The following is an 8,264-nucleotide window of genomic DNA, read 5'->3' on the forward strand; positions in this document are numbered from 1 at the left end:
AGCACGGCCCCCGGAAGCGAGCCCAGGCCGCCGACGACCACCACGACGAAGCTCAGGACGAGGAAGTCCATGCCCATGTGGTAGTTGGGCGAATTGATGGGCGCGTACATCACCCCCGCCAGCCCCGCGACGGCGGCAGCAAGGCCGAACATGATGGTGAAGCGCCGGTCGATGTTGATGCCGAGCAGGCCCACGGTCTCGCGGTCGGCCATGCCGGCGCGGACGACCATGCCGAAGGTGGTGAACTGCAGGAAGGCGAAGACCGCGCCGATGATGTTGGCGGCGAAGGCGAAATACACGAGGCGCCAGTACGGGTAGATGATCGCGTTGGGATCGAAGCCCAGCATCACGCCGAAATCGAGCGAGCCGCGGAACACCTCGGGGGCCGGGGTCGGGATCGGGTTGGCGCCGAAGAGCTGCTTGATGATCTCCTGCAGCACGATGGCAAGGCCGAAGGTCACGAGGATCTGGTCCGCGTGCGGGCGCTTGTAGAAATGCTTGATCAGCCCGCGCTCCATCACGACGCCGATGACGATCATCACCGGGATCGAGAACAGGATGGCAAGCGGCACCGACCAGTCGATGATCGTGGCGCCGGCGGCCTCGCCGAAGAGGTCCTGCACGTAGGGGATGTCGACCTTGAGCGGGTTGCCGAGGAAATCCGTCCGGGTCTCGTCGACCACCTGGTGCGAGAGCGTCAGCAGCCGGTTCAGCGTGACGGCACAGAAGGCGCCGATCATGAACAGGGCGCCGTGGGCGAAGTTGACGACCCCCAGCGTGCCGAAGATGAGCGTGAGCCCGAGCGCGATCAGCGCATAGGCTGACCCCTTGTCGAGCCCGTTCAGGATTTGAAGAATGATTGCGTCCATGATCCGTGGCCTTCGAGGTCAAAGGATGGATGGGCGCTCCCGGTGGTCAGGCCGGGAACGCTGCGTGAGGGGCGGCGCGGATCTGCGCCGCCGGATGTGCCGGGGATCAGGCGCCGGGGTTGCAGGAGCCCAGGGCGCCGCCTGCGAACATCGGGTGATCGGGGGCGTATTCGACCTGGCCGCGCGGGGTGATCTCGACCACTTCGAGCAGGTCGAATTCCGAGGTCGGGTTCTCCTTGCCGCGCACCACGAGCACGTCCTTGAAGCACTGGTGGTCTTCCGCGCGGTAGAGCGTCGGGCCATTGCCGAGCCCGTCGAACTCGAAGCCCTCGAGCGCCTCGGCGACGGCGCAGGGATCGAAGGAGCCGGCGCGCTGCACGGCATCCGCGTAGAGCAGGGTCTGCACGTAGCAGGTGTGCGCGGCCTGCGACGGCGGGAAGCCGTACTTGGTGCCGAAGCTCTTGACGAAGGCCTTGCTGCCGTCGTCCTGCAGCGACCAGTGCCAGTTGGTCGAGCCGAGAATGCCCTTGATGTTCTCGCCCGCGCCGCGTGCCATCAGGCGCGAGAATAGCGGCACCACGATCTCGAAGTTCTTGCCGTTCACCTGCTTCTCGCGCAGGCCGAACTGCACGGCGTTGGTGAGCGAGTTCACCATGTTGCCGCCGTAGTGGTTCAGCACCAGCACGTCGGCGCCCGAATTCAGCACCGGCGCGATGTAGGACGAGAAGTCGGTCTGGGCGAGCGGGGTCTTGACGGTCTCGATGGTCTCCCAGCCGAGCGCCTCGGTCGCGGCCTTGATCGACTCTTCCTGGGTCCAGCCCCAGGTGTAGTCGGCGGTCAGGTGATAGGCCTTGCGGTCGCCGCCATAGGCCTTGGCCAGCACCGGCGCGAGCGCCGCGCCCGACATGTAGGCGTTGAAGAAGTGACGGAAACCGTTGGCTTTCTTGTCCTTGCCGGTGGTGTCGTTCGAGTGGGTGAGGCCGGCCATGAAGATGACGCCCGCCTCCTGGCAGAGACCCTGCACCGCCACCGCGACGCCCGACGAGGACCCGCCGGTGATCATGATGGCGCCGTCCTTCTCGATCATCGACTTGGCCGAGGCCCGGGCGGCGTCGGACTTGGTCTGGGTGTCGCCGGTCACGTACTCGACCTTCTTGCCCATGATGCCGGTGCCGTCGAGCGCCTTGGACGAGAAGGTGCTCAGCATGCCGCCGTCACCGCCGCCGTTCAGATGCTCGACCGCCAGCTCGTAGGCGCGCAGTTCGTCGGCGCCCTCGTCGGCGTAGGGGCCGGTTTGCGGAACGTTGAAGCCGAGCGTCACCGAACCGCCGGTGGGCTCGTTTGTAAAGGCGCGGGCCGAAGAGGCTGTGAAGATCGTCGGCAGCGCCACACCGGCGCCCGCAACGGCACCAGTTCTCAGCAACCCACGACGAGACAATGTCGTCTTGGACATGAAATTCCTCCCAAATTTTGAAGTCGCGAGGCCAGGCTCCTCTCCCGGCGACGCATGCACCCTCCAGTGCAAAATCAGTATTTGCCAGTATAGGTAAACCGATCAACAACTCCCTTCGAGCGCACAATTTTTTTGTCAACGAATGAACAGTGTGCCATAGTAATCTGTAAATAAACTTATGTCGCGCCGCAGAAATGCGTTGAAAAGACAGGAAATCAGGGGAATGGCTCGCGATACGCTGACCGGTTCGCGGATCCGGGAACGCCGAAACATCCTCGGGATGAAGCAGGCGGAACTCGCGCGTCGTGCGAGTATCTCTGCCTCGTATCTTAATCTGATTGAACACAACAGGCGCAGAATCGGCGGAAAACTGCTGCTCGATATCGCCGAAATCCTCGGGGTCGAGCCCTCGGTTCTGACCGAAGGCGCCGAGGCGACGCTGATCGCCTCCCTGCGCGAGGCGGCGCTGCGCGCGGATGAGGCGGGGGCCGAGCTCGACCGTCTGGACGAATTCGCGGGCCGCTTCCCCGGCTGGGCGCGGCTGCTGGCCGAGAGCCGGGCGCGCATCGACACGCTGGAACGCTCGGTCGAGGCGCTGACCGACCGGCTCGCCCACGACCCGCATCTCGCCGATGCGCTGCACGAGATGCTGTCGACGGTGACCTCGATCCGCTCCACCGCCTCGATCCTCGCAGAGCCGGGCGAGATCGACCCGGACTGGCAACGCCGCTTCCACCGCAACATCTACGAGGACAGCGCCCGGCTGGCCGAGAGCAGCCGAAGCCTTGCCTCCTATCTCGAGGCCGAGGGCAAGGCGGCGGCCGAGCGTGGTACGCCGCAGGAAGAGGTGGAGGCGCTGTTCGAGGCGGCGGATTACCACATCGCGCCGCTCGACGCGGGCGCGGCGCCCGAGCTGGTCGCGCAGGAACTGGGGGCGGAGCTCTCGCCCACCGCCCGGGCACTCCTGCGCCGGGCCTTCACGCGCTATGCCGCGGATGCCGAGGCGATGCCGCTGGACCGGGTTATGGAGGCGGTGGTGGTCACCGGCACCGATGCGCTGGCGCTGGCGCAACGCTTCGGCACCGATCCGGCACGGGCGATGCGGAGGCTCGCCTCGCTGCCCCGGACCGCCGCCTGCGGCCCGGTGGGGCTGGCGATCTGCGACGCGTCGGGGGTGTTCACCTTCCGCCGCCCGTTGCCCGACTTCCCGATCCCGCGCTTCGGGGCGGACTGCCCGCTCTGGCCGCTCTTCGCCGCGCTCAGCCGGCCGATGTCGGTGCTGAGCCGGGTGCTGCAATCCGCCGGGCGGCAGAGCGGCGCCGTCACCGCCATCGCCTTTGCCCAGCCCTCGGGGCCGCCCCGGGTCAACCGCGAGCCGGTGTTCGAGGCGCACATGATGATCGCGCCCTCTCCGCCGCGCCAGTCCGAGCCCGCCGAGCCGGTTGGCATCACCTGCCGCATCTGCCCGCGCGTGAGCTGCCCGGCGCGGCGCGAACCCTCGTTGCTGGGTGACGCCGCGCAGCAGGGCTTTTGATCTTTTGACAGCCGCCGCCACATTGGCGATAAGTTTTTTACAGGGGGAGGATAGCTTCGGCCCCCCGGGACCTTGCGCCCGGGGCCGGGGGAAAGGGGTGGAATGTCGAAACGTGTGATGCTGATCGAGGATGAGCCGAACATCATCGAGGCGATCAGCTTCATCCTGTCGCGCGAAGGGCTGGCGGTCGAGACCCACTCGGACGGCACCACCGCGAACGACCGGCTGCGCGCCGTCGGGCCCGATCTGCTGATCCTCGACGTGATGCTGCCGGGCAAGAGCGGCTACGACATCCTGCGCGAGCTGCGCGAGGATGCGGCCACCGCCGAGCTGCCGGTGCTGATGCTGACCGCGCGCGGGCAGTCCCGCGACCGCGAGATGGCCGAGCGTGCCGGTGTCTCGGCCTTCATGACCAAGCCCTTCTCGAACTCCGAGATGCTCGAAACGGTGCGCTCGCTCATGGCGCGGGTGACGTGAGCGACAGCGACCTTCCGCGCCGGGGCAAGCCGCCGGTGTTTCTCGAACGGCAGTCCTACCGCCGCCGCAGGGTGAACGACGCGGCGCGGGTGCTGCCCTTCATCGGCACGCTGCTCTGGATGATCCCGCTGCTCTGGCCCGAGAACGGCGCCGCGGTGCGGTCGTCAAGCGCCATCATCTACCTCTTCGGCGTCTGGGGCCTGCTGGTGCTGGGCGCCGGCCTGCTGTCGTGGCGGCTGAGCGTGCAGGCCCGCGAGGGCGACCCCGAGCGCGATGGCACCGGCGTCCCGGGAGGTTCGGGGGGCGCGCCATGACCATGCTCAACACGCTGGTCGCGGTCTGCAGCGCCTACGCGGTGTTCCTCTTCGCCATCGCCTTCGTGGCCGAGCGGGCGGCGATGCGCGGGCAGGCGCGCTGGCTGCGCTCGCCCATTGTCTACACGCTGTCGCTGTCGATCTACTGCACCGCCTGGACCTTCTACGGCGCCGTCGGCTCGGCGGTGCGCTCGGGCTTCGAGTACCTGACCATCTACCTCGGCCCCTCGCTGGTGCTGATCGGCTGGTGGTGGATCCTGCGCAAGCTGGTGCGCATCGGGCGCAGCCAGCGCATCACCTCCGTCGCCGACCTGATCTCGTCGCGCTACGGCAAGTCCAACCTGCTGGCGGTGGGCGTCACCATCCTCGCGGTGGTCGGAACGACGCCCTACATCGCGCTGCAGCTGCAGTCGGTAACTCTCAGCTTCGAGGTCTTCGGCGTCGGCGACCTGCCGACCGGCGAGGAGCAGGGCCACACCGCGCTCTGGGTTGCGGCGGGGCTGGCGCTCTTCACGGTGATCTTCGGTACCCGCAATCTCGATGCCAACGAACGCCACAACGGCGTCGTCATGGCCATCGCGGTCGAGGCTGTGGTCAAGCTGTTTGCCCTGCTCGCGGTGGGGGTCTTCGTGGTCTGGGGACTCTCGGGTGGGGTCTCGGGCGCGTTGCAGAAGATCGACGCCTCGCCGCTGGGCGCGTGGCAGATCGACGGCGGACGCTGGGCCGGTCTGATGATGCTCTCGGCCGCCGCGTTCCTGTGCCTGCCGCGGATCTTCCAGGTGCTGGTGGTCGAGAACGACAACGAGACCCACCTGCGCACCGCCAGCTGGGCCTTCCCGTTCTACCTCGGCCTGATGAGCCTCTTCGTCGTGCCCATCGCCGTCATAGGGCTCGAGATGCTTCCCGAGGGCTCGAACCCGGATCTTTTCGTGCTGACGGTGCCGCTCAGCGTGGGGCAGGACGGGCTCGCGGTTCTGTCCTTCCTCGGCGGCTTCAGCTCGGCCACCTCGATGGTGATCGTTGCGGCCATCGCGCTGTCGACGATGGTGTCGAACCATGTCGTGATGCCGCTCTGGCTGCGCTACGCGGGCGGCGGCGCCAAGGTCTCGGGCGACGTGCGCAGCGTCGTGCTGCTGGCGCGGCGGCTGTCGATCATCGGCGTGGTGATGCTGGGCTATCTCTACTATCGGCTCTCGGGCGGCGGCGCGGGTCTGGCCTCCATCGGCCTCGTGAGCTTTGCCGGCATGGCGCAGGTGATGCCCGCGATGCTGGGCGGCATCTTCTGGCGCGGCGCCTCGCGGATCGGGGCGCTGACCGGGCTGACGCTGGGCTTCGGCTGCTGGGGCTACACGCTCTTCCTGCCGAGCTTCGGGGCCGGGGTCTTCCTGCCCGATGCATGGATCGCGGCGGGGCCCTTCGGGATCGGCTGGCTGCGGCCGCAGGCGCTTTTCGGGATCGAGGGCATGGACCCGCTGCTGCACGCGGTGGTGTGGTCGCTGATCCTCAACACCGGGGGCTTCGTGCTGGCCTCGCTGGCGAGTTTCCCGCAACCGCTCGAGCGTCTGCAGGGGGCGCAGTTCGTCAACGTTTTCGAGCACTCGGCCGCGCCGCGCAGTTGGACCGGACGGGTGGCGCAGGCCGAGGACCTGATGATCATGGCGCAGCGCATCCTTGGCGCCCGCGACGCGCAGGCGCTGTTCGAGCGCGAGGCGCAGCTTCAGGGGCTTGGCGGCACGCTGCCCGCGCCGACGCCGGATTTCCTCGAGACGCTCGAGCGCGAGCTGGCGGGCTCGGTCGGGGCTGCCACGGCCCATGCCATGGTCGGCCAGATCGTCGGCGGCATGTCGGTCTCGGTCGAGGACCTGATGGCGGTGGCCGACGAGACCGCGCAGCTGATGGAATACTCCGCCCGGCTCGAGGCTCAGTCGCAGGAGCTGGCGCGCACCGCTGCCCAGTTGCGCGAGGCCAACGCCAAGCTCACCCGGCTCTCGGTGCAGAAGGATGCCTTCCTCAGTCAGATCAGCCACGAGCTGCGCACGCCGATGACCTCGATCCGGGCATTTTCCGAGATCCTGCGCGACACCACCGGGCTGAAGCCGCAGGAGCAGAGCAAATATGCCTCGATCATCCATGACGAGGCGATCCGCCTGACCCGGCTGCTGGACGATCTGCTCGACCTCTCGGTGCTCGAGAACGGGCAGGTGAACCTCAACCTGCGCGAGGGGCGGCTGTCGGACGTGCTCGACCGGGCGGTGGCCGCGGCGGCGGCGGACGAGCATGGCGCGCGGCTCCGGATCCGGCGCGACCGCGGGGCCGAGAACGTCTGGCTCAACACCGATCTCGACCGGCTCAGCCAGGTGTTCATCAACCTCGTCGCCAACGCCCGCAAATACTGCGATGCCGAGCGCCCGATGCTCGAGATCCGCGTGCGGCAGGGCGACCGGCTGGTGATCGATTTCGTCGACAACGGCACCGGCATCTCGAGCGAGGCGCAGGACGTGATCTTCGAGAAATTCAGCCGGGTCAGCGACCAGAAGGCCGGGGGCGCGGGTCTGGGTCTCGCGATCTGCCGGCAGATCATCACCCGGCTCGGGGGCGAGATCCGCTACCTGCCGGGGCAGGGCGGGGCGGCGTTCCGGGTCACGCTTCCGGCGCGCATCGCCATGGCGGCCCAGTAGCCCGGGGGCGCTGGCCCAAAACGTGAACTTTCCGCGCGCACTAAAGTGCTTGGTAACCTTATCCCGCCATACACTCCCGGGAGTCAGCCGGAGAACAGGCCGTTGAGGTGATGGGAGAGCCCGCTAGAAAGGACGACGTTCTTGGTCAGAAGGCCAGTGCCGCCCGCCGCGCGTTGGAAGCGCGGGCGATGTCACCGGCCAAGGCCCTGCGTCGTGCGCTCTCGCGCACCGCCGATGTCCTGTGGGACCTCGCGCTGGTCACCCATGGCGTCAGCCAGGAGATGGCGGATCAGGACGGCGTGGTCGAGATGCTGCCCTCGGGCACGCTGCTCCTGCTGCTCGACGGGCCCGGCGGCGCGCTCGGGCTCGCGATGATCGACCGCGAGATCATGACCGGGCTGATTGAGGTGCAGACGCTGCTGCAGGTCACCCAGATGCCGGTCGAGGATCGCCCGATCACCCAGACCGACGCGGCGATGATGGCGCCGCTGGTCGACGGCACGCTGGACCGGCTCGAACGCTACCTCGAGGGGCACCCGCTGCGCCCGCAGTTCGCTGGGTTCCGCTTCGGCGCCATGGTCGAGGATGCGCGCACCGCCGGGCTGCTGCTGGATGCGGCAGGGTACCGGGCCTTCAACGTCAGCGTCGATCTCGCGCTCGGGCGGCGGAAGGGCACGATCCTGCTCGTCCTGCCCGACCGTCCCGATGCCGGCAAGGCCGACGCCGAAGATGGCGATGCCGCGACCCCGGGCCCGCACGAACGCAAAATGAAGCTGCTGCCGGTGCGCATGGACGCCGTGCTCTGCAGCCTGACCATCCCGCTCAGCGCGGCACAGCGGCTGCGGGCGGGCGACCTGATCCCGCTGCCGCCCGAGGCGCTCGATTCGGTGGAGTTCGTGGCAGGCGCCGGCCCCGCGGGGGCCGGCGGCCGGCTCGGCC

7 protein-coding genes are annotated in these 8,264 nt (G+C 68.2%); 5 read left to right on the top strand and 2 right to left on the bottom strand.

Annotated elements, in window-relative coordinates; all coding sequences use genetic code 11:
• Nucleotides 1-869: branched-chain amino acid ABC transporter permease (locus tag HC022_RS14010; protein WP_167452855.1), on the bottom strand; the 869-nt coding region annotated here is incomplete at its 3' end.
• Nucleotides 870-975: 106 nt separating this feature from the next.
• Nucleotides 976-2,322 (bottom strand): substrate-binding protein, encoded by a 1,347-nt coding sequence (locus HC022_RS14015; protein WP_008885706.1) that lies wholly within the window; start codon nt 2,320-2,322, stop codon nt 976-978.
• A 223-nt stretch (nt 2,323-2,545) separates the two neighbouring features.
• Here HC022_RS14015 and HC022_RS14020 point away from each other — a divergent pair, with 223 nt between their 5' ends.
• The 5 genes from HC022_RS14020 to HC022_RS14040 form a co-directional block, all read left to right on the top strand.
• Nucleotides 2,546-3,856, top strand: a complete 1,311-nt coding sequence (locus HC022_RS14020; protein ID WP_089954795.1) for a helix-turn-helix transcriptional regulator — start codon at nt 2,546-2,548, stop codon at nt 3,854-3,856.
• A 102-nt stretch (nt 3,857-3,958) separates the two neighbouring features.
• Nucleotides 3,959-4,333 (top strand): response regulator transcription factor, encoded by a 375-nt coding sequence (locus HC022_RS14025; RefSeq protein ID WP_008885529.1) that lies wholly within the window; start codon nt 3,959-3,961, stop codon nt 4,331-4,333.
• Entirely contained in the window at nt 4,330-4,647 is a 318-nt protein-coding gene (locus HC022_RS14030; protein WP_089954792.1) for a hypothetical protein, read from the top strand. The genes HC022_RS14025 and HC022_RS14030 overlap by 4 nt, the downstream gene beginning before the upstream one ends.
• Entirely contained in the window at nt 4,644-7,325 is a 2,682-nt protein-coding gene (locus tag HC022_RS14035) for an ATP-binding protein (protein WP_008883904.1), read from the top strand. The genes HC022_RS14030 and HC022_RS14035 overlap by 4 nt, the downstream gene beginning before the upstream one ends.
• 188 nt (nt 7,326-7,513) lie before the next feature.
• Nucleotides 7,514-8,264 (top strand): flagellar motor switch protein FliM (locus tag HC022_RS14040; protein ID WP_254885088.1); only part of this gene is annotated, 751 nt, incomplete at its 3' end.

The sequence above is a fragment of the Salipiger sp. HF18 genome (assembly GCF_011806505.1).
Classification (GTDB): Bacteria; Pseudomonadota; Alphaproteobacteria; order Rhodobacterales; family Rhodobacteraceae; genus Salipiger; species Salipiger thiooxidans.